Genomic DNA, 19,747 nt, shown 5'->3' on the forward strand with positions numbered 1-19,747 from the left:
CATAGAACACCCCCGTCAAAGCGCCAAGCGAGGGTTTTGCAGGACGTTACCGCTTTATGGAATACAGCGACTCCAGCCGACACGCGCACTGACAATACGCCCCAAAACCCGGCATGGACGCCCCGAGCCGACCTAGGTATGATGTCGCCCGCTGCACCAGTAGCTCAGCTGGATAGAGTACTGCCCTCCGAAGGCAGGGGTCGTGGGTTCGAATCCCGCCTGGTGCACCATTGATTTAAACGAGAAAGCCCCGGACTGTAATGGTCCAGGGCTTTTTTGTGGGCGTCGGCTTTTCGGGTGAATAATTCCAGCTTTTTGATCAATGAAGCCTCGGCCGGGCGGGCAGTTGTCAACTTAGAGTTGACAACTGCCTTCCAACGCAACGACCAAAAGCCATGAGTTGCTGGGTTTCACCGAGCATCCAAACTTCAACCATCACTCCGTCGTCCAATCAAACTCATCGTAATCCTCATCCTCTTCGTCTTCCTCCCCAACCTCCTCTTCAAAGACGTCCTCTTCCTCAAGCACATCCTCTTCCTGCTGGCTCAGCAGAAACTCCTTACGCGCTTCGGTAATCGCGCGGCGCATCTCTTCGCCCTTTTGCGGGCAGTTGAGGAGTTGGGCGATGCGGTCGATTTTTGGTGCCACGGTGTTCTCCAGCGATTCAGCTATGGCCCGATATTGCGCGTTTTTGCGGGGCAATGCCAAATGGCTGGGCGAACAGGCGATCAGTTCTGCTGGATTTGCTGGAGCCGGGCGTCGAGGTCGGCGTTCGGGTAGCGTTTGTGCAGTTGGTTGAACAGGGTGTCGGCGACTTTTGATTGGCCGGATTCGCGCAGGCGCAGGACTTCGCGCAGTTGTTCGTCGAGGCCGTTGGCGGGGGCGGCGGCGCGTTTGCTGAGTTTGGCTTCGTCGGCGCGGTTGGATTGGCTTTGCATAGGCGCGGCCATTTCCGCCATCGGTGCGGGGGCGGCCAGTGATTGCGCTTCGGGCGCTTGTTTACGGGCCATTGAGGCAGCAGGTTTGGCCGCCGGGGCGAAGTCGAATTGGGGTTGCGGTTCGGGGGCGCGTTGCACCAGTGACAGCATCAGGGCCACGCCGACGAGGCTGGCGAATGCGACTTGCCAGCGTGGTTTGCGGCAGGCGTCGAGCCAGCGTTGCCACAGGCCTGGCTTCGGTGCCGAGACTTCGCGGTGGGCAGCCTTGAGGATGAACGCGTCGAGGTGCGCGGGCGGCTCGGCATTGTGCTGTTCGCGAACATGTTTGATCACAGGATCTTCGGGTGTCTGGCGGGCGTCAGTCATGTCAGTACCTCCTCGGCCAGCAGCCGACGCAGTTTTTGCTGGGCGTAGCGCAAGCGGCTCTTGACGGTTTCCAGCGGTGTTTCGGTGAGGCTGGCGATTTGTGCCAGGTCGAGGTCGCCGTGGGCGCGCAGCAGGAACACTTCGCGCTGGTCGGCGGGCAGGTTTTGCAGAGCGGTTTCGAGGCGTTGGCTGTCGCGGCTGAGGCTCAACAGTTGCTCGGGATCGGTCGCCTCGTCACTGACAGCGTGGGTTTGCTCATCGTAACTGTCGTGCAGCGGTTGCTGGGCGCCGTGCTTGCGCCAGTGATCGATCAGGCGATTGCGGGCGATCTGGAACAGCCATGTACGAAAGGTCGCCCGTCCTTGTGGCTGACTGGCGCTGCGGATCAGGCTCAACCAGGTTTCCTGAAACACTTCGTCGGCCAGTTCGGGTTTGCCGCTCAAGCCGAGCAGGAACCGATACAACGCTTGGCGATGGCGGGCGTACAAGATCTCGAACGCCGCGCCGTCGCCCTCGCGGTAGCGCGCCAGCAACGCTTCATCGCTGCTGGCGGTTGAGCTGTCTGGCGAAGCAAACAGCTGACCGATGAAGCCTTTGAGGCGACTCACTATTCAATCCGTCGCTCAGTGGGCTGCGCATTCGATGCGGTTGAACTGCGCAGGCTCTGCGCCAGTTCGACCAATTGCACGAACTCGTTGCGCAGGCCGAAACGGTCATCGCCTCGCGCGCCACGGGCCAGCGCTTCGGTGTCCTTGAGGCTGAAATCGCCGGTGTAGCGACCGTCCTTGAGTTGCTGGGAAAACGCAGCAACCGCCGCCGCAAAGCGCAGGTCTTCGCTGGCCGGTGCAACCTGATTGGCAATCGGCCGCTCGATCAGCAGACTTTTCCCACCTTCGGGCTGTTGATATCGCACACGCAGCATCGCCAATTCTCCGTTCTTCTGCGCAACAACCGCACTCGATTGACCATAGCGCAGTGGCTCCAGCCAGCCCTTCTCGCCTGCCGGAACAATTTCGTACAGCGCGGTCACCGTGTGTCCTGCGCCGATTTCGCCTGCATCGACTTTGTCATTGCTGAAATCCTCACGCTTGAGTGCACGGTTTTCGTAGCCGAGCAGGCGATATTCACTGACCTGCGCCGGGTTGAACTCCACCTGCAATTTGACGTTTTTCGCCACCACGGCAAGGGTCGAGGCGAGTTGATCGACCAATACTTTGCGTGCTTCGCGCAGGTTGTCGATGTAGGCGTAGTTGCCATCGCCAGCGTCCGCCAGTTGTTCCATCAGGTGTTCATTGTAGTTATCCACACCGAAACCCAGGGTGGTCAGGGAAATTCCGGTTTTACGTTTATCCACAGCCATTTGTTTAAGGCTGTCGAAGTCGCTGACGCCGACGTTGAAATCACCGTCGGTGGCCAGCAGGATGCGGTTGATGCCTTTGGGGATGAACGCCTGTTGGGCCATTTGATAGGCCAGTTCGATGCCCGACGCGCCAGCGGTCGGGCCGCCGGCGGTCAATTGCTCGATGGCGTTACGAATCCTGGCTTTTTCCCGCCCGGAAGTGGGTTCAAGCACCACGCGGGCGTCGCCGGCATACACGACCAGCGACACCCTGTCCTGCTCGCGCAATTGATCGACCAGCAGTTTCAGTGTGCTTTTGACCATCGGCAGACCTTCGCGGCGATCCATCGAGCCGGACACGTCCACCAGAAACACCAGATTGGCCGGGGCCAGTTCTGCCACGGCGCGGTCGGAAGCCTTGATGCCGATGCGCAGCAAGCGTGTGTGCGGGTTCCATGGCGACGCCGCCAGTTCGGTGGTCACGCCAAACGGTGAGCCGTCACTGGGCAAGGCGTAGTCATAAGGGAAGTAATTGACCATTTCCTCCAGCCGCACCGCGCCTTCCGGCGGCAGGCGTCCCTGATTGAGCAAGCGACGGACATTGGCATAGGCGCCCGTGTCGACGTCGGCGCTGAAGGTCGAGACCGGGGTTTGGGCCACGCTGTGGATGGGGTTGTCGGCCAGCGTTTGATATTGCTCACGCGGCTCGTCGCGATAGCCTTGTGGATAACTTTCCCGCGCAGGCATCGCTGCGAAACTGGCAATCGGTGCAGGGCGAACACTGCGCTTGGCCTGCGCACTGTCAGCCAGCATCGCCTCCTGTTGAACCGATGGCTGGGCCGGCGCGGGGACAGCAACGGATTGCGGGTTGGAGGAAACACCGCAACCGGCGATGGACAACAGCACGCTGACCGCAGCAGGTCGCAGAAAAGGCAGGGAACGGGACATGGGGGCTGACCTCGGGATGAAATTGATCATTCATCCACTGAGACGGGCCGTCCGTTGCGTTTGGGTTAACGCCGTTGAAATATTTCTGCTGTGGATAACGCCGCAGACTTCGCAGCGTTCTCGGCGCATTCAAAACAGGCTGAGCGGTACATTCGCCACCAGACGGAACTCGTCGTAACTGCCGTCGATCTGCCCGCCACTCGCGCGGTGGTTATAGACGATACTGCGCAGCGCCGTATTTTTCAGGGTGCCGGACTGCACCACGTAGGCGAGCATCAAGCCATTTTCGTTGTGCTTGGCACCGTCCAGCCCGCGCACGTTGTAGCCTGTGTTGCGTCCGTCGCGGTCGCCGCTGTAGTGGGTGCCATCGATGCCCCAGCCCTTGGCGTGCCACAGGCTGGCGGTCAGGCCCGGCACGCCGTAGCTGGCGAGGTCGAAGTCATAGCGTAGTTGCCAGGATTTTTCGTTCGGACCGTTGTAGTCCGAGTACAGCGAGTTGGCCATGTAGTTGCCTGTGGACTCCCACACGTAGTCGAAATATTCGTTGCCGAACACCTGCTGCCACGCCGTAGTCAGAGCGTGCGCGCCATGGGCGGCGGTGATTGCCAGGCTGTAGGCGTGGTTGTCGATGAAGCCCAGGTTTTGTTCACCCTGATCGCGTGTGCGGTAGTAGTTGAGGCTGGTTTTCAGCGCGAGGTTGGCGCGATCCCCCGTTACGTGAGTCGCGCCCAGATAGTATTGCTGCCACATGTCCTCGAACCGCGAGCCGTAAGCGCTCAATGTCAGACCGTAGGGCGCTTTGGCTGTCGCGCCGAGATAGCTGATACGTGAACCGCTGTAGGCGCGATTGCCGAAGGTGGTGGTCAGGCGTTCGCTGCCAGTGCCGGTACGCGGGATGGCGCGCTCGAAGCTGCCCGCTTGCAGCGCCAGCCAGTCGAGTTCGTTGCTGTTCAGGCCAATGCCCTGAAAGGTTGACGGCAAGGCACGGTTGTCCTTGTAGCGCAGGATCGGGTTTTCCGTGAGCATCCGCCCGGCCTTGAGTTCGGTGCTCGACACTCGCAGTTTCACGTCGCCGACACCCAGACGACTCCAGCTCGGGACCGCGTCGCCATCGCTGTCGACCAGCACCCGGTCACCGCCATTGGCCACCGCACCGTGCCCACGCTCAAGGGTCACTGCGCTGAACAGCGAGGCATCGACACCGAAGCCCACCCAACCTTCGGTGTAGCCCGAGATGTAATTGAGCATCGCGGTCTGCACCCAGGTGTCGCGCTGGCGTGTGGGCTGTGCGACGCCGGCCTTTTTGATCACCAGGTGGGTACTGCGCCGGGTGTGCTGGTTGGAATAGTAGTGGCGCAAATTCAGGTTGAGGTGGCTGCCATCAATCAGACCTATCGCCTGATCCTGCGCTGTGACGGGGTCACCGGCACAAGCGGGCTGGGCGATGAGCAGCATTGGCAGCAACGCCCGACGTACATGTGATTGCATGGAAAAAGGCCTTTAAAAAAGAGTGCACGCAGCCTAAGCGTCTGGCGCTTGAGCGGCCTACGGGCACGGCCAGGGATCAGTGGGGCGGCGCAGACGGCCAGTGTTTGATCGGGCCGCGCCAGCCTTCGTAAGCCTTGGCGCACTGCAACAACCATTGATCGGCAAACCGCGGTGCAACCATTTGCAGGCCGATCGGCATACCCGCTGATGTGAACCCGCAGTTGATCGACAAGGCCGGTTGCTCGCCCATATTCCATGGCAGCGTGAACACGATGTGTTCAAAAGGCTGGCGCGGGTCATTGCCGGGCGAGGGCCATTCAGCGGGAAAGCTGCTGACCTGATTGGTCGGCGACAACAGCAAGTCGACGTCGCCGAACAACTGCGCGCAGCGACGACGGATTTCAAAGGTCTGATTGAAACCTTCAACCGCATGCACCGCGCTCATCTCGGCCGCCGGTGCCGCCCAGTCCTGAATGTAGGGCAAGACGTTGTCGCGTTGCGCCGTGCTCAAGCTTTGCAGTTGCGACAGCTGGCGGGCGCGCCAGAAATCATCGAGGCCGTCGAGCAATTGTCGATCCATCAGCGACCCGATCAAGTGCACCTGCGCGCCATGCGCCTCGAACATTCGCGCGGCATCTCGCACCGCTTCACAGACTTCATGTTCAGGCTGGAAGCCGCAGCCGGGGTCGAGCATCAGCCCGATGCGTAGACCCTGCATCGACGGTGTTTGCAGGTTCCAGTCCAGCGCTTGCGCCGGCAGGCTGGTGGCGTCGCGCGCATCCGGTAACGCCAGATAACGCATCATCAGCGCGCAATCATCCACGGTGCGGGTCATCGGCCCCGCGCAACGGCCGGTGTAATACGGATCAATCGGGATCCGTCCAAGCGTTGGCTTGAACCCCACCAACCCACACCAGCCGGCCGGCAAGCGTACCGAGCCGCCGATGTCGGTGCCGACATGCAGCGGACCATAACCCGCCGCCGCCGCAGCCGCCGCGCCGGAACTCGAGCCGCCGGGGTTTTGCGTGGTGTCCCACGGGTTGCGCGTGATGCCATGGAAACTCGACAACCCCGACGACAGCATGCCGAAATCCGGCACCGTGGTTTTGCCCAGAATGATCGCCCCGGCTTCACGCAAACGCGCGGCCGGCGGCGCGTCGGCAGTCGCCGCGATCAACGTCGTGGCGCGCGAACCTTGGGGGATGCAATCGCCCTCAGTGGCGATCAATTCCTTGAGTGTCACCGGGATGCCGTCGAGCATGCCGCGTGGGGTTCCACGACTCCAGCGTTCAGTCGACGCGCGCGCCTGATCGAGTACGCGCTGCGGATCGAACGCGTACAGCGCATTGATGCTCGGTTCCCAGCGCTCGATGTGCGCCAGCAGGTGATCGTAGTAGTCCAGCGGCGACAACTTACCGCTGGCAAACAAGGCCAGCAGTTGTGCCGCCGACAAGTCATGTAAATCAGTCATCCAATAGCCGTCCGTGCAAAACCATAGTGCGCAGGCTGCAAAATGTCTGCCTTAGCGCTCGGCAACCAGCGTCTGACTGGTTTGAGCCGTATCGCGCCCACCGAAATATGCGGCGCAGGCAACGCCCACCGCGCCCATCACCAGGCTGTACGCCACGCACACCCACGGGCTCCACGGCATCAGCCCGATCAACAACAGCGGTGTGGTGCTCGCCCACAGTGCATAGGCAATGTTGTAGGTAAACGAAATGCCCGAGACGCGGATGTGTGCGGGAAACAGGCTAACCATCACCGACGGCACTGCGCCGACCACACCACACCCCAATCCCGCCAGCGCATACGCCAGCCCCAGCCACGCACCGCCACTGATCAGGCAGCCATAAAGCAGGGCCACGCCGACCGGCAGCAGCACGCTGTACAACATGACCGTGCGCCAGGCGCCGAGCCGGTCGACGATCAACCCGGCCAGCACACAACCGATATTCAGGAAGACAATACCGAGGCTGCTCAGGGCGAATGTATGGCTGGGGCTCATGCCGAAGCTTTTTTGCATGACCGTCGGGGTGATCACCACCAGCACCACCACTGCCGACGTCAGCACGCAGGTCAGAATCATCGCCGGCAACAACATGTGCCGATGCTCGCGCATCACGGTGCGCAACGGCAGTTCGGCGTCAGCCTCACGGCGCGCCTGCAAAGCCATGAACACCGGCGTCTCGCTCAGCCAGCGACGCAGCCAGACACCGATCACGCCGAACAGTCCGCCGAGCAGAAACGGAAAGCGCCACGCGTAATCGAGAATTTCCGCGGGAGTGAATATTTGCGCCAGCAGGGTCGCGGTCAGCGCTCCGAGCAAATAGCCAAAGGTCAGTCCGGCTTGCAGGAAACCCAGCGCATAACCGCGATGACCGGCCGGCGCGTGCTCGGCGACGAACACCCAGGCACTCGGCACTTCCCCACCGACTGCGGCGCCTTGCAACACACGCAGCAGCAACAGCAGCAACGGTGCGAAGTAACCAATCTGAGCGTAGGTCGGCATGATGCCAATCAGCAGGCAGGGCAACGCCATCATCAAGATGCTCAGGCTGAACACGCGCTTGCGCCCCAGCTGATCGGCGAAGTGCGCCATCAGAATTCCGCCGAGCGGTCGTGCCAGATAGCCAGTGACAAAAATGCCGAAGCTTTGCAGCAATCTCAGCCACTGCGGCATTTCTGGCGGAAAGAACAGCTGACTGAGGGTCAGTGCGAAAAACACGAAGATAATGAAGTCGTAGATTTCCAGTGCACCACCCAGGGCTGCGAGGCCCAGGGTCTTGTAGTCAGACCTGGAAAACCGATGGGATCGCGAACCGGTCAGGGCAGTCATGGGCAAACTCTGAATAGACAGATAGAGAAAACGACGCCTGCCAACAAGGGCCCGAACGAACGGCCCCCCAGGCGCGCCAACTGATCAATTTCAACAGCGCGACATCGTCCACGCAAAAGGTCATGTAAACAACCAAACCGAGGCTCTGTGTTGCTTTTTAGCCGAAATCTGTACATTGAGTTTTCTTCCGATTAAACAATAATCAGGCCTCCCTAACTCCCTGAATATCTGGCCAATCATGGAAGAAATTACAAGTAACTTCGCCGATTTCGCTAATCCTGACATAGAATCCATTGCCATCGTCCGAGGACGTGTCCTACAGGCGCTACAACAGTATTTGCTTGAGCGTGACTTCAAACAGTTGATGCCGATTCTGATGTCGCCCATCACAGATCCGCTGAATCACGCGGTGTATCCCGCTGAACTTCAATATGAAGAACGGCGCCTGAAACTGACCGCCAGCATGATCTTCCACAAGCAGTTGGCATTGACCGCCAAAGGCCACGACAAGATCTTTATCGTGGCGCCGAACATCCGCCTGGAAAAGGCCGAGATCAAGGATTCGGAAAACCATTTGCTGGAGTTCTCGCAGTTCGATTTCGAGATCCGCGACGGTGACATGCATCAGGTCATGGCCCTTATTGAAGGCCTGATAAAGCATGTGTTCGCCGAGGTCACTCAGCACTGCGCCGCCGAACTGTCCCAACTCGGCCGCCAACTGCCGCATTTCGCCACAGCGTTCCCGATCTACAGCTGCGACGCGTTGCGCGCCGAACATGGCGACGACTTCGAGAAGATCATGTCGGCCAAAGCGCACACGCCGTTTTTCGTCACCAACTACCGTCGCGAGTTCTACGATCGCGAAACACCGGGCAAGCGCGGCACTTACAACAACTACGACCTGATCTATCCCGATGGCTATGGCGAAGCCCTGTCCGGCGCGGAGCGTGAGTTCGAGTACGAGCAGATCGTCTACCGCATGAACGAGCTGTCGATGGACCTGCAGCCGTTCGCCAACTACCTGGAAGTCGCCCGGCGCGGCTTGCTGCACCCGAGCGCCGGTGGCGGTCTGGGCATCGAGCGTCTGCTCAAGTTCATCTGTGGCAAGCGACGCATCCGCGATGTAGCGCTGTTCGACCGCACGGTCGGTACCCGCTTCCTGTTCTGATCCGGACCTGACTCTCACAGCCTGCTCCGCTGCCGCGGCGGCAGGCTTGGCCATGGAGAAACATAATGTCTGCACTGCGTATTCACTGGTGCTCACCGCTCGATAGCGGTCAGCAAAAGGCCTCGGAAAAATACGACACCGGCGCCCTCGACTTCGCCGGGATCGTCGATTTCGCCAAGGAAGCCGATGAGCTGGGCATCGACTCGCTGTTGATGGGCATCAGCTACCACATGCCCGATCCGCTGCCGATGATTGGCGCGCTGGTGCGTGAGACCGATCGCGTCAAATTCATTCTGGCTTACCGTCCGGGGCTGGTGCCGCCGACCCTGTTCACGCAGATCGTCAACACCGTGTCGTGGATGTCGGACAAGCGTATCTCGCTGAATCTGGTCGCCGGCATTTCCCCGGACGAACAAGCCTATTACGGCGACTTCGTGGCGCACGACGGACGCTATGAGCGCACCGGCGAATTCCTCGACATCCTCAATCGATTCTGGAGCGGCGAATCACCGCTGACCTACCACGGCAAGCACTACCGCATCGAAAAAGCCCAGCTCGGGTTGCCGTTCAAGGATGCCGAGCGTCCGCGTATTTATCTCAGCGGCGCCTCGGACGTTGCCCAGCAGATCGCCATCCAGCACAGCGATTGCTGGCTGCGTTACGGCGATACACCGCAAGGAATTGCCGAGGCCGCCCGCACGGTTTTGCAGTCCGGTTGCTCGGTGGGAATTCGCATGCACGTACTCGCCCGCGAAACCCGCGCCGAAGCGCTGGCGGCGGTCGAGAGCATGATGGAAAACCCGGACGAACAGCATCGCGAATGGGTGCGTGAGTTCGTCGGACGCTGCGATTCGGAAGCGGTGAAAACCTCGTTCCGCCTTGCCGACAAAGCTGAACACGACTGGCTGTCGCCGATGCTCTGGTCGGGTGCCGTGGCCTATCGTGGCGGTCCGGCATTGTGCGTGGTCGGCAGCTATCAGGAAGTCGCCGAATACTTGTTCGAGTACAAAAAAGTCGGCGTCAGCGAGTTCATTTTCTCTGGCTGGCCAACCCGCGACGAAATGCGCCGTTTCTGCAAATACGTGCTGCCTTATCTGCGCGAGCTGGAAACCGTCTGGGACCGCGAGCATGCATGACATCAACGACGCTGCACGCAATAGCGCGATTCGTTGGTTCGGTGCCGGGTTGCTGTGTGCCTTGCTGGCGGAGCAGACCGTGCTGTTTGCCGTGCCGTTGATGATTTTCCAGCTCACTGGCAACGTGCGCTATTCCGGCGTGGCGTTTGCGCTGGAGTGGCTGCCGGCACTGATTGCCTATCCGTTCGCCGGGTTGCTGGCTGACCGGTTTGGTGGGCGCCTGCTGTTTCGCGGCGCCAATACTGCGCGGGGACTGAGCCTCGCCGTGACACTGGGGATCTGCTGGTATCAGCCGCAATGGATGATCTGGGCGTTGATCGGCAACGGCATCGTATTGTCGGTGCTAATGGCGCCGGTGCGCATGGCGGTTGAAAAAAGCGTGCCGCTGATCGCCGGCCCTGAACGCCTCGCTCACTGTCAGTCGCTGGTGCAGAACATGGAGCTGCTGGCCATGGCGCTGGGCCCGGCACTCGCCGCCGGGTTGGCGATGTATGCCGACAAGCGCTGGCTGCTGGGGCTGGCGGCAGTCGCACTGTGTGCTGCGGCGCTGTTCTGGACAGGTTTGCCGACGGCGCGCTCCGTCAGTCGCCCGACCAGCGTGTTCAAGGATCTCGCGCTCGGCTGGCGCCTGTTGCTTGGCAACCCGCCAGTGCTGTCGCTGGCCGGGCTGAATTTCAGCATCAATCTGGCATTCGCTGCCGTGCTCAGCGCCAACGCGTTCGTCATCAGCGGCGTGTTCAGCGCCGCCGACGGCGTGTTTGGTCTGATGAATGCAGGGGCCGGCGCGCTGGGTCTGTTGAACTTCATTCTGGTGCCGCGACTGTTGGCGCGCATGTCGATTTATCGACTCGGTGCACTGGGTTTTGCCTTGCTGTGCCTGGGCCTGATCTGCATGGGCGTGGCCAGCGGTGTGTTGCTGTATGCCCTGAGTTTCCTGCTGGCAATGGCCGGATGCGCACTGTTCAACGTGTTCAACCGTACGCAGCGGATCAAGGCGATCGAGAGCGCTCATCTGGGCAAAGTCATGGGGCCGTTTTATCTGGTCAACCTGCTCTCTTATCCCCTGGGTGGTTTGCTCACCGCCAGCGTCGGCCACGTCTACGGCGTGCAGGTGCTGATTCTGGTGCTGGCACTCGTGCTGACCGTGCCCGGCACTCTGCTGTTCATTTTAACCACCCGGCGCTTTCGCCTCGCCCTCGAAGGTCCATCGCTCGCCATGGAGGCATCCCAATGAAAACTCGGCCTCACTGCCTGCTCGCCACCGTCGAGTCTGACTCGCACATGTGGAATCTGGTGTACCTGCAACTGTGGCTGGGCGAGCACGGCTTGAACGTGAAGAACCTCGGCAGTTGCACGCCGATGGACACAGTGCTCAGTGCATTGCAACAGCGCCGCACGCAGTTGCTGGTGGTCAGCAGCGTGAATGGCCACGGTTACTCCCAGGGTCTGGAGCTGATCCGCAAGGTGCGCCAACTGCACCCGCAACTGGCCTGCGTGATCGGCGGCAAGCTGACCACTTCCGAAAATGAAACCCTGGCAGTCCGGCAAGCCTTGATCGATGCCGGTTACAACCAGGTGTTCGTCGGCCCCGACGCTATCGACACCTTCAGCCGCTATCTGGGCTCGCTGCACGCGCAGCCCGACGCTGACTCCGTACTCGCCGACAGTGTGACGTCCTGGGGCTGACCCTCCGGCCACGACTGACTTCACTCATTCATAGGATTACCACGATGCACATCGTAATCGTCAACCGCTGGCCGCGCTTTCGTGATGGGCGCCGCTGGGACAACGAACTGACTCGCTACGAAGATTTCTTCGACCATCAACAACACCGGATCAGCTACGTGGTCGATGCACTCGGCGCCGACGGCGTACTCGCTCCGGCGCAGCATATCGCTCATCAGGTGCAGGTCGCTGACGTCAACCAATACGAGCAACTGCTCGGCGCGGTGCAGGAAGTCATCGAACGCGTCGGCCCCGTCGATCAGTTGATTGCCCTGTCCGAGTTCACCCTGGAAATCGCCGCGCGCGTGCGCCAGACCCTGAACATTCCCGGACACGGCCCGGATGAAGTGGCGGTTTACCGCGACAAGGCACGCATGAAGGAAATCCTGCAAAACCATGGCCTGCCGGTGCCGCCGTTTGCGCGTTGCGAGTCGGTGCAACAGGCCGTGGATTTTGCCCGGGAAATCGGTTTCCCGCTGATCGTAAAACCAGTGGACGGCGCCGCGAGCATGGGCGTGGAGAAGGTCGAAAACGAGATTGAACTGCGCACGCTGCTCAATAGCATCGACCTGTCGCGCTATGAGATCGAAGGCTTCATGCACGGCCAGACCTACCACATCGACGGCTTCGTCGATGTCGACGGCAGCGTGCCGTTTCAGGTGGTGTCGCGTTACATCAACAGTTGCCTGGATTTCGCCAAGGCGCAGCCACTGGGCTCGGTGATCGTCCAGGCATCGGCCCTGCGTACGCGCATCGAGGCTTTCAGCCAACAGATCATGCGTGCCCTCGATCTGCGCTGCACGGCGTTCCACCTGGAAATTTTCGTCGAACCGGACGACTCGCTGGTGTTCCTCGAAATCGGTGCGCGGGTCGGCGGCAGCGAAGTCCCGCACCTGATCAACAAAGTGTTCGGAGTCAATCTCTACGAGCATTGGCTGCGCCGCCTCGCCGGCGATCAAGTGCCGGTGCCCGCCGTCAGCCACGACCCGAGCGGCGGCTGGCTGGTGATCCCGAAACCCGCTGCCCTGCCGTGCCGGGTAGTGCAAGCCGATTCGTTGCGCGAAACCGTGCCCAGTCTGTGGCGCGAGTTGCTGCCCGAGCCGGGGCAGATTCTCGAGTCCGGCGGCAGCTACGACGCCCTGCACAGCGGACGCTTCATTTTTGTCGGCGGTAGCGAAGTGGCCACTGAAAACGATATCCGCCACACCACTCAGGCATTCCAATTCCAGGCGGAACCACTATGAACGCCCCCACTTCCCAAGCCTTGAACGACGAACCGCTGCTGGGTCAGATCAACCACTATTTGCGCGCCGACGAACGTCGCGCAGTGGCTGTCCTCGGCGAGCGTCTGATTGACGCTGCGGGCGGTCTCGACGGGCTGACCGGCTACAAATTGATGGTCGCTTACGGCGGCGGTAAAGACAGTTCTTACACCGTGGCCATGCTGCGCGCCACCCAGTTACAGCTGTCAATCCTGCATGGCCGTACCTTTCAGTTGCGCATCGCCAACATGCGCCATGCCGGCGTGCCGGATGCGGTGATGGCCAACATTGATCGGGTCTACCGCGCGCTGCACCTGTTCGATGATCCGCGAGTAGAAATGCTGGTGGTCGATCACCGCCAGATTCGCCCGTTCGAACGGCATCTGCCGTTCCCCGACGATGTACAGGCGATGAACCGTTTCGACGTGCTGATGAACGGCCACCGCACCGCTGGCGACGGTCGCCCGACCTTCTGCAACAGCTGCAACCTCGCCGTGGCGGATTTCTATGGTCGCGCCGCGTGGTGGCAGGGCGGCGTCGATGCAGTGGTCACCGGTGATTCGCGCAAAGAGCAGAAGCACTATTTCACCTGGATCATGCGTCTGGCGCAGCGTCTCGGGCTGGATGTCGAAGAATGCCGCCGGCAGGGCTTTCGCGGGTTGCTGCAAGCACTGGATGGCGTGGCCCAGCGATATTTCATCGAACTGTTCGGCGAAGGCTTCGATCAGCATCGCGAGGAACGACGCGTTGCCTGCGGTGACGACAACGCCGATCCAGCGTTCATCAGCATTTATGATCTGGTCAGCTACAAGGTCGAGGATCATTGGGAGCTGATTACCGAATTCCTCGATTTTCGCTTCGAAGAGCTGGCATTCAGCTTCACCGAATCCGATTGCGCCAACCCGATGTTGATGGCGCACTTTCGCGGGCTGAAGGCCGAGTACGTGCAGGGTCGCAGCTACAACCAGGGGATTGCCGAATACCTGGAGCTGGCGCAGGCGCTCATGCGCAAGAAAGAAATGCCCCAGCGCCTGATCGATCTGGCCATGTCGGCCTATGTCGATGCGCCGGGCATGCAGGCGCGCCGCACGCTCGCCGAGCGCTTCGCCGAGCAGGCGTTCGGTCTCAATGAAATGCAATTGGTGTGTATGCAGTTTGCGCCGTTCGTTGATCGTGGCCGCGAGTTCTCCAGCTTCGTCGGGCTATGCCATCCGCAGCGTCTGGCCGATCTCGACAACCTGCACCGAGTGCTCGCAGGCGAGCACGACGAGCCGGCCCTCTGTCAGTGGCTGAGCGAGGTCAGTGGCCTGCCGCTGCCGGCGTTGCGCAGTCTGTACGCCCATCAACGCATCGATTTCGACAGCGACGTCACGCTGATCGCACGGGTGCGCGCTGGTGATCCGCACAAGGGACGCATCAGTCGCTACGACCCGGCGACCGGTGAAACCGTGGTTGAACTGGTCTCGGGACGCTAAAGCATGACGGCGTTCAACGGCGGCCATTTTCAACAGTTCATCGAGCGCGCCCGCGTCCGAAATGAGCTGGTGGTGCAACCGCGCATGGGTTTTGGCGCACTCAGCCAGATGCGTGCGGGGCTGGCGAGCGTCGCCGCCCTGCCCTGCGCGGCCATCGGCACCATCACGCTCGACAGCTACACCCGGGTCGGCGATTACCAGAGTGCGTTGCAATGTCTGAACAGTTCGGCGCCGATGAACGGGTTCCCGATCATCAGCCATCCGATCGAAGCGGTACGCGGCATGCTCGCAGGACTGTACAGCGCAGAGTTTCCGATCCAGATCCGCCACGGCACGGCCAAACCGCAGAATGTGTTCCAGCGTCTGGCGGCATTGGGTCTGGACGCAACAGAGGGCGGCCCGGTGTCGTACTGCATGCCCTACAGCCGCCTGCCGTTGGCCGAGGCGGTCAGTGCTTGGGCGCAAAGCTGTCAGGTGCTGGCCGGCGCAACTGAACATGCACATATCGAGAGTTTCGGCGGCTGCCTGTTGGGGCAGTTGTGCCCGCCCTCGCTGCTGATCGCCATGACCTTGCTGGAGGCCCTGTTTTTCCGTCAGCACGGGGTGCGCGGCGTCTCGTTGAGCTACGCCCAAGGCACTTCGATGGAACAGGATTTCGGCGCGTTGCAGGCATTGCGCGAATTGGCCGCCCAGTATCTCGACGGCGATCACTGGCATGTGGTGGTGTATTCGTACATGGGCGTGTTCCCGACCTCCCGCCACGGCGCACGGCGTTTGATTTGCGACAGTGCGCGGCTGACCAAGGCTGCCGGTTGCGAGCGGTTGATCGTCAAGACCGTCGCAGAATCGCGGCAAATTCCCTCGGTCGAGGACAACCTTGATGCCTTGTGCATGGCCGCCGAAGTCGCTGCTGGCGAACTCCCGACGGTAGACGCGGGCAGCGCCGCCTATTACCAGGAAACGCTGTTCGAAGCGCGGCGACTGGTGGAGACCGTGCTCAATCTGCACGCCGACATCGGCGTGGCACTGGTGCAGGCCTTCGCGCGCGGCTTGCTCGACATTCCCTACTGCCTGCACCCGGACAACCCGGGCCGCGCCACCACCCGTATCGACGACCAGGGCGTGTTGCGCTGGGGCAACACCGGCCGTTTGCCGTTGCCTCGCAGCAGTGGCTGGTCGGTCGACGGCCCCGGTATCAGCTCGTCCGAGCTGTTTCAGATGTTGCATTACACGGTGAACCGTTATGACCAACCCTTGCATTGATTCCAGCGCGGCGCCGTTGATTCTGGTCGATGCTTACTCGACCGGAGCCCTGCTGGCCCGCTCACTGGCCGGACAGCGGCCTCTGCTCCATGTGCGTTCACGCGCACACATGCCGGCCGCATTTGCCGCGAGCTGCCCGACAGAATTGTTCGCCAAGGACTACAGCGTCGCCGAGGAAGGCCTTGAACCATTGTTGCTCAAGCTCGCCGCCTATCGCCCGGGCGCCGTGCTGACGGGCAGCGAATTCGGCGTAGAACTGGCGGACTTGCTGGCCGCACGTCTGGGCCTGCCCGGCAATAATCCGGCGACCTCCGCCGCGCGTCGCGACAAGTCATTGATGGCTGAACGCGTGGCCGAGGCCGGGTTGCCAGTGGCGGCACAGCTGCGCACCCGCTCGCTGGAGCGAGCGCTGGTCTGGTTCAAGGCCCGCGGCGGCGAAACCGTGGTGGCGAAACCGCTGGACAGTGCCGGTTCGGATAACGTGTTCATCTGCCACGATGCGCTGCAACTGGAAGCCGCCATCGAGTCGATCCTCGGCGCCACCAATCTGATGATGCTCAACAATGAACAGGTGCTGCTGCAGGAATACCTGACGGGCGCCGAGTACGTGATCAACAGCGTCAGCCACGCGGGCGAGTACTGGATCACCGACGTGTGGAAATGCTCGAAGACCTTCGCCGCCGACGGCCGCAAGATCTACGACCGCGAGGACCTGCTGCCGGCGGACGCCCACGAGCTGCCGCAACTGATTGAGTATGTGCAAGGCGTGCTCGATGCGCTGGGGATCGTGCATGGCCCGGCGCACACCGAGTTGATCCTGACCGGCAATGGCCCGCGCCTGCTGGAAACCGGTGCACGCCTGTCCGGACTGGCCTGCCCGCCCGCCCTGCAAGCGGCCACCGGCAACGATCAGGTAGCCCTGACCTGCCAAAGCTATCTGGACCCGGCGCGTCTGGCGCAGTGGCCCAAACGCTATCAGCTGTTGCAACACGCGCGGGGCATGAACCTGATCGCCCACCGCCACGGGCTGTTCGCGCAAGCGCATGTGCGCCAACGCCTGGAAGCCTTGCCAAGTTTTCACAACGCCAGGTTCCGCTTCGCCGAAGGGGCAAGGATTGCCCCCACCGTAGACCTGAACAGCTCACCGGCTGCGGTGTTTCTACTGCACCCACAGAGCGAACGCATCGACGCTGATTACGACGCATGGCGTGGATGGGAAAGGGATGGGTTGTAACCACTGACGCCCCCGACCACGGGGCTTAACAAGGAAGAGAGCCATGAGCCTGCATACCCGAACCAAACGACTTACCGTTCCTCAATTGGTCGCGATGAAGGGGCAACAGAAAATTGTCTCCCTGACTGCCTATACGAGCTGGATGGCCAGATTGATGGACCCTGTTGTCGACTTCATCCTGGTGGGTGACTCGACCAACATGGTCGGACTTGGCCGCCACTCAACGCTGGACATGAGCCTGGAGGAAACCATCGTTTTCACCCGCGCCGTGGTCAGCAGTACCCGGCTGGCCTGCGTAATCGCCGATATGCCGTTTGGCAGCTATCAGGAATCGCCGCAGCAGGCCTACCGCAACTGCGCGCAGGTGATGGCGCGCACCGGTTGCGATGCGGTCAAGCTCGAAGGCGGCGCGGTGTTCGCCGAAACCGTGGAGTTTCTGGTCAAACGCGGCATCCCGGTGATGGCGCATCTCGGCCTGATGCCGCAATACGTCAACACCATGGGCGGCTTCAAGGCCCAGGGCATGAATGAGGCTGGCGCCATGAACCTCGAAGCCGATGCACGCGCACATAGTGAGGCCGGTGCGTTCAGTCTGTTGCTCGAAGGCGTGGCCGAAGGCGTGGCGCGCCGGATCAGCGACTTTTCCCCCGTGCCGACCATCGGCATCGGTGCTTCACCGGCGTGCGATGGTCAGGTGCTGGTGACCGAGGACATGCTAGGGCTGGGCGGTGATCACGTACCGCGCTTCGTCAAGCAATACACCGATGTTGGCGCGCAGATTCGCCAGGCGTGTGAGGCGTTCGCCGACGAAGTGCGCGCCGGCACATTCCCCGAACCCCGGCATTGCTATGGCATCAACTGAGCGCCGGCCATCGAACCTTCATCCTGAATGGCCTGAGTCAGCACTTTCAGCGCGTGGGTGATGTCCTTGCTCCAGTCGATGGTGTAGCTCAGGCGCAAATGATGCTGCCACGCCCCCTGCTGGCTGAAGATTTCGCCGGGTGCAATCACGATGCGTTTGGCCAACAAGCGCTCAAATACCCCGCGCATGTTCACCGGGCGCGTGGCCTCGATCCAGAACGCCGCGCCGCCCTGCGGCGCGACAATGCGTAACTGACCCTCCGTGTGTTCGTGCAGCATGGCTTTCATGCGCTGCATGCGGTCGATCAGCATGCTGCGCAACATCTGCGTGTGTTGGTCGATGCGCCGTGTGGTGTAGAGCTTGGCAATCGCTTTTTGCCGAATCGGCGACAAACGAAAGGCTCGCTCCAGAAACAGCCGATGCAGCTCGGGCCCTTGAAAGCGGCTGAGCACAAAGCCATACGGCGCCTCCGAACCGATGATCTTGTCGAACGTGGAAAACACCAGCAGCCGTTCCGGGTCGGCAAAGTCACGGTAGCGCGCGGCTTCAGGGACGAAGCTGAATTCGCCATAGCAGTCATTTTCGAACAGCCAGACCCGCCGTTCCGCCAGCCAGCGGCAGATCACTTGCTTGTCTTCGGCGGGCATCAGGCTGCCGTGGGGAATGTTCACGGTGGAGGACAATACCGCCAGAGTGATGGGTTCTCGCTGCAACAACGCCTGGACTTTGAGCAAGTCAAAGCGGCCATCGTCACCCAGCGGCACTTCGATGACGCGGATGTTCGCCGCGTGCAGTTGCCGCAGAATCGCCCACGAGCACGGCGATTCCACCAGCGCCACAGTGCCGGTCAGCTTCAACGCCTCAAGGGACAAATCAAGCACGCTGCGCAGATCGGAACCGATGTAAACATGCTCGGCACGCCAGTAGCAGCGCGTCGAACGGGTGTAACGATCGGCCAGAACACTGCGCAATTCGGTTTCGCCAAACGGTTGATACAGCGGCGCATGCGAGCGCGGGTATTGGCGCGTCAGTTCGCGTTCGGTCATCAATAACGGGTTTTCCAGCGACAGCAGCATGGCCGGGGCATCACTGCTCAGCGCCAGCATTCCCGGTTGCCGGGCGTTGGAGAACACGTTGTCGAGCAGGTTCGGCGAGCCTTCGTTGATCAGCGCGGATGGCATGGCGCGGGTGTAGTAGCCAAGCTTGGGCCTGGCGTAGATACGCCCTTGGTCTTCCAGCAAGGAATAGGCGTATTTGGTCGTGGACACTGACACATTCAAGCGCTGCGCCAATTGTCGCAGCGACGGCAGCTTCTGTTCTCCCTCAGGGCTCGCAGCTTCGATCAGTTCGACGAGATAGCGGTATACGGCCTGATAGGCAAATGTCGAATCTTTATTTGGGTTCATGCTCAATCGCTTTAAATCCTGGTGCGTTAGGTACTGCGCTTACCACGCGCGGTCGGGACCACGGGGAAAACGCTTGCACTCGGCCATCCATGCCAACGCTCGGGCATCGAACGGATGCCCGCAGGTTTGAAAACATCATCAGCAATGGACGTTGCGAAGGGGTGAAGTCGCTATCTGGAACCAGCGGGGTGTTGCGCAAGTTTTCCGCTGGATGAATCACGCACATCATCCATAGGGTAAGCCTCCTGCCCGGCGTCGATCGTCAAGAACAGCGCCGATAGTGCTCGCTTTTATCAGTCGA

The 19,747-nt window shown here is 61.1% G+C and carries 17 protein-coding genes and 1 tRNA gene; 10 read left to right on the forward strand and 8 right to left on the reverse strand.

What is annotated here, in order from left to right:
* Positions 1 to 153 precede the first annotated feature (153 nt).
* A tRNA-Arg gene (locus AACY02_RS08855) sits at positions 154 to 230 on the forward strand.
* 205 nt (positions 231 to 435) lie between these two features.
* Here AACY02_RS08855 and AACY02_RS08860 read toward each other — a convergent pair.
* From AACY02_RS08860 to AACY02_RS08890, 7 genes are all read right to left on the reverse strand, one after another.
* The gene (locus AACY02_RS08860; RefSeq protein ID WP_339431611.1) at positions 436 to 708 is read right to left on the reverse strand and encodes a hypothetical protein; all 273 of its coding nucleotides are present in this window, start codon (positions 706 to 708) and stop codon (positions 436 to 438) included.
* A gap of 20 nt (positions 709 to 728) precedes the next feature.
* Positions 729 to 1,304, reverse strand: a complete 576-nt coding sequence (locus AACY02_RS08865; RefSeq protein ID WP_339431612.1) for a hypothetical protein — start codon at positions 1,302 to 1,304, stop codon at positions 729 to 731.
* On the reverse strand, positions 1,301 to 1,882 hold the full coding sequence (locus tag AACY02_RS08870) for an RNA polymerase sigma factor (protein ID WP_401158969.1): 582 nt from the start codon (positions 1,880 to 1,882) through the stop codon (positions 1,301 to 1,303). Before AACY02_RS08870 ends, AACY02_RS08865 begins: the two co-directional genes overlap by 4 nt.
* 29 nt (positions 1,883 to 1,911) lie before the next feature.
* Complete coding sequence (locus AACY02_RS08875; RefSeq protein ID WP_339431614.1) at positions 1,912 to 3,591, reverse strand: vWA domain-containing protein; 1,680 nt, start codon at positions 3,589 to 3,591, stop codon at positions 1,912 to 1,914.
* Positions 3,592 to 3,720: 129 nt separating this feature from the next.
* On the reverse strand, positions 3,721 to 5,079 hold the full coding sequence (locus tag AACY02_RS08880) for an OprD family outer membrane porin (protein WP_445261465.1): 1,359 nt from the start codon (positions 5,077 to 5,079) through the stop codon (positions 3,721 to 3,723).
* A gap of 76 nt (positions 5,080 to 5,155) precedes the next feature.
* Positions 5,156 to 6,550 (reverse strand): amidase, encoded by a 1,395-nt coding sequence (locus AACY02_RS08885; protein WP_221730975.1) that lies wholly within the window; start codon positions 6,548 to 6,550, stop codon positions 5,156 to 5,158.
* Positions 6,551 to 6,601: 51 nt separating this feature from the next.
* Positions 6,602 to 7,915: an MFS transporter gene (locus AACY02_RS08890; protein ID WP_339431615.1), complete on the reverse strand. Its 1,314-nt coding sequence runs from the start codon at positions 7,913 to 7,915 to the stop codon at positions 6,602 to 6,604.
* A gap of 238 nt (positions 7,916 to 8,153) precedes the next feature.
* Between AACY02_RS08890 and AACY02_RS08895 the strand changes: the two genes are divergently transcribed.
* The 9 genes from AACY02_RS08895 (at position 8,154) to panB (ending at position 18,040) form a co-directional block, all read left to right on the forward strand.
* Positions 8,154 to 9,083: an asparagine synthetase A gene (locus AACY02_RS08895; protein ID WP_339431616.1), complete on the forward strand. Its 930-nt coding sequence runs from the start codon at positions 8,154 to 8,156 to the stop codon at positions 9,081 to 9,083.
* Positions 9,084 to 9,148: 65 nt separating this feature from the next.
* Entirely contained in the window at positions 9,149 to 10,219 is a 1,071-nt protein-coding gene (locus AACY02_RS08900; RefSeq protein ID WP_047299258.1) for an LLM class flavin-dependent oxidoreductase, read from the forward strand.
* Positions 10,212 to 11,453: an MFS transporter gene (locus tag AACY02_RS08905; RefSeq protein ID WP_260455749.1), complete on the forward strand. Its 1,242-nt coding sequence runs from the start codon at positions 10,212 to 10,214 to the stop codon at positions 11,451 to 11,453. The genes AACY02_RS08900 and AACY02_RS08905 overlap by 8 nt, the downstream gene beginning before the upstream one ends.
* Complete coding sequence (locus AACY02_RS08910; protein WP_221730971.1) at positions 11,450 to 11,905, forward strand: cobalamin B12-binding domain-containing protein; 456 nt, start codon at positions 11,450 to 11,452, stop codon at positions 11,903 to 11,905. The genes AACY02_RS08905 and AACY02_RS08910 overlap by 4 nt, the downstream gene beginning before the upstream one ends.
* Positions 11,906 to 11,949: 44 nt before the next feature.
* The gene (locus AACY02_RS08915; RefSeq protein WP_339431617.1) at positions 11,950 to 13,188 is read left to right on the forward strand and encodes an ATP-grasp domain-containing protein; all 1,239 of its coding nucleotides are present in this window, start codon (positions 11,950 to 11,952) and stop codon (positions 13,186 to 13,188) included.
* Complete coding sequence (locus AACY02_RS08920; protein WP_221730969.1) at positions 13,185 to 14,681, forward strand: hypothetical protein; 1,497 nt, start codon at positions 13,185 to 13,187, stop codon at positions 14,679 to 14,681. The genes AACY02_RS08915 and AACY02_RS08920 overlap by 4 nt, the downstream gene beginning before the upstream one ends.
* A gap of 3 nt (positions 14,682 to 14,684) precedes the next feature.
* On the forward strand, positions 14,685 to 15,944 hold the full coding sequence (locus tag AACY02_RS08925; RefSeq protein ID WP_339431618.1) for a methylaspartate mutase: 1,260 nt from the start codon (positions 14,685 to 14,687) through the stop codon (positions 15,942 to 15,944).
* Positions 15,925 to 17,178, forward strand: coding sequence for an ATP-grasp domain-containing protein (locus AACY02_RS08930; protein WP_339431619.1), 1,254 nt, complete (start codon positions 15,925 to 15,927; stop codon positions 17,176 to 17,178). The genes AACY02_RS08925 and AACY02_RS08930 overlap by 20 nt, the downstream gene beginning before the upstream one ends.
* Before the next feature lie 43 nt (positions 17,179 to 17,221).
* Positions 17,222 to 18,040, forward strand: a complete 819-nt coding sequence (panB, locus tag AACY02_RS08935; RefSeq protein ID WP_339431620.1) for a 3-methyl-2-oxobutanoate hydroxymethyltransferase — start codon at positions 17,222 to 17,224, stop codon at positions 18,038 to 18,040.
* Here panB and AACY02_RS08940 read toward each other — a convergent pair.
* Positions 18,025 to 19,446, reverse strand: coding sequence for an aminotransferase-like domain-containing protein (locus tag AACY02_RS08940; protein WP_339431621.1), 1,422 nt, complete (start codon positions 19,444 to 19,446; stop codon positions 18,025 to 18,027). The two genes, panB and AACY02_RS08940, sit on opposite strands and share 16 nt — an antisense overlap.
* Positions 19,447 to 19,747 lie beyond the last annotated feature (301 nt).

The organism is Pseudomonas sp. EA_65y_Pfl2_P78 (assembly GCF_963970495.1).
In the GTDB taxonomy this organism is placed as follows: Bacteria; Pseudomonadota; Gammaproteobacteria; order Pseudomonadales; family Pseudomonadaceae; genus Aquipseudomonas; species Aquipseudomonas baetica_A.

What these genes read in the sequence shown, in the direction of transcription:
- AACY02_RS08865 (WP_339431612.1), bottom strand. Translation starts at nt 1,304, where the DNA reads ATGACTGACGCCCGCCAGACACCCGAAGATCCTGTGATCAAACATGTT.
- AACY02_RS08875 (WP_339431614.1), bottom strand. Translation starts at nt 3,591, where the DNA reads ATGTCCCGTTCCCTGCCTTTTCTGCGACCTGCTGCGGTCAGCGTGCTG.
- AACY02_RS08880 (WP_445261465.1), bottom strand. Translation starts at nt 5,079, where the DNA reads ATGCAATCACATGTACGTCGGGCGTTGCTGCCAATGCTGCTCATCGCC.
- AACY02_RS08885 (WP_221730975.1), bottom strand. Translation starts at nt 6,550, where the DNA reads ATGACTGATTTACATGACTTGTCGGCGGCACAACTGCTGGCCTTGTTT.
- AACY02_RS08890 (WP_339431615.1), bottom strand. Translation starts at nt 7,915, where the DNA reads ATGACTGCCCTGACCGGTTCGCGATCCCATCGGTTTTCCAGGTCTGAC.
- AACY02_RS08895 (WP_339431616.1), top strand. Translation starts at nt 8,154, where the DNA reads ATGGAAGAAATTACAAGTAACTTCGCCGATTTCGCTAATCCTGACATA.
- AACY02_RS08900 (WP_047299258.1), top strand. Translation starts at nt 9,149, where the DNA reads ATGTCTGCACTGCGTATTCACTGGTGCTCACCGCTCGATAGCGGTCAG.
- AACY02_RS08905 (WP_260455749.1), top strand. Translation starts at nt 10,212, where the DNA reads ATGCATGACATCAACGACGCTGCACGCAATAGCGCGATTCGTTGGTTC.
- AACY02_RS08910 (WP_221730971.1), top strand. Translation starts at nt 11,450, where the DNA reads ATGAAAACTCGGCCTCACTGCCTGCTCGCCACCGTCGAGTCTGACTCG.
- AACY02_RS08915 (WP_339431617.1), top strand. Translation starts at nt 11,950, where the DNA reads ATGCACATCGTAATCGTCAACCGCTGGCCGCGCTTTCGTGATGGGCGC.
- AACY02_RS08920 (WP_221730969.1), top strand. Translation starts at nt 13,185, where the DNA reads ATGAACGCCCCCACTTCCCAAGCCTTGAACGACGAACCGCTGCTGGGT.
- AACY02_RS08925 (WP_339431618.1), top strand. Translation starts at nt 14,685, where the DNA reads ATGACGGCGTTCAACGGCGGCCATTTTCAACAGTTCATCGAGCGCGCC.
- AACY02_RS08930 (WP_339431619.1), top strand. Translation starts at nt 15,925, where the DNA reads ATGACCAACCCTTGCATTGATTCCAGCGCGGCGCCGTTGATTCTGGTC.
- panB (WP_339431620.1), top strand. Translation starts at nt 17,222, where the DNA reads ATGAGCCTGCATACCCGAACCAAACGACTTACCGTTCCTCAATTGGTC.
- AACY02_RS08940 (WP_339431621.1), bottom strand. Translation starts at nt 19,446, where the DNA reads ATGAACCCAAATAAAGATTCGACATTTGCCTATCAGGCCGTATACCGC.